The 667-nt window shown below is 72.1% G+C and carries 2 protein-coding genes; both read left to right on the top strand.

Annotated elements, in window-relative coordinates:
- Positions 1–99 precede the first annotated feature (99 nt).
- A complete protein-coding gene (locus K933_RS17205; RefSeq protein ID WP_023396038.1) occupies positions 100–300 on the top strand; it encodes a hypothetical protein in 201 nt (66 codons plus the stop codon).
- Positions 300–647: an SWIM zinc finger family protein gene (locus tag K933_RS17200; protein WP_023396037.1), complete on the top strand. Its 348-nt coding sequence runs from the start codon at positions 300–302 to the stop codon at positions 645–647. Before K933_RS17205 ends, K933_RS17200 begins: the two co-directional genes overlap by 1 nt.
- Positions 648–667: the final 20 nt, after the last annotated feature.

The following is a 667-nucleotide window of genomic DNA, read 5'->3' as shown; positions in this document are numbered from 1 at the left end:
GGCTCGTAGCAATAGGTACGGAAGGCGGCCCGCTCGGGGCGTAGGTTCGCCCCCGGTGCTAGAGACACCGAAGGCCAGCTTCCAAGGATTCCAGAAGCCATGTCCGAGAACACGACGCCGACTCAAAACGGTACCGACGCGACGCTCGCCAACTACGACGCGCCCGAGGACGACGACGCGGCCGCGGACGCGGACGACTACCCGACCGAGTGCCCGCACGGGGTCGACCTCCGGTTCTTCGCCGACGGGGAGATGGCCTGCTTCGAGTGCTGGTGCGCGAACCGGGAGGGTGGTCGGTGATGGCGGCCGCCTCCGACGCGGCCGAGCAGGGCGCCGCGATCGAGACGCTGACCGACCGCGAGCGGCGCGCGCTCACCGAGTACCTGACCGTCGACGTGCGCGACGGCGCGGGCCTGTTCACGGTCTACTCCGAGGACGGGACGCCGCGGGCGGTCGACCTCGAGGCGGGCCGGTGCGACTGCCCGGACAGCGAGTACAACGCACCCGGCGGCCGGTGCAAGCACGTCCACGCGGCGGCGTTCCTCGCCGGCGACCGGGAGGTGCCCGCGTGGGTCGACGCGGACGACATCTGCGCGCGACTGACGCACCGGGCGGCGGACGCGGTCGAGGGAGGTGCCGACCGATGAGTTGCGAGCCGTGCGCGATC

This window comes from Candidatus Halobonum tyrrellensis G22, from assembly GCF_000495475.1.
GTDB classification, from domain to species: domain Archaea; phylum Halobacteriota; class Halobacteria; order Halobacteriales; family Haloferacaceae; genus Halobonum; species Halobonum tyrrellense.
Note: the sequence above shows the minus strand (reverse complement) of the source record. Positions and strands in the feature narration are given on the sequence as shown.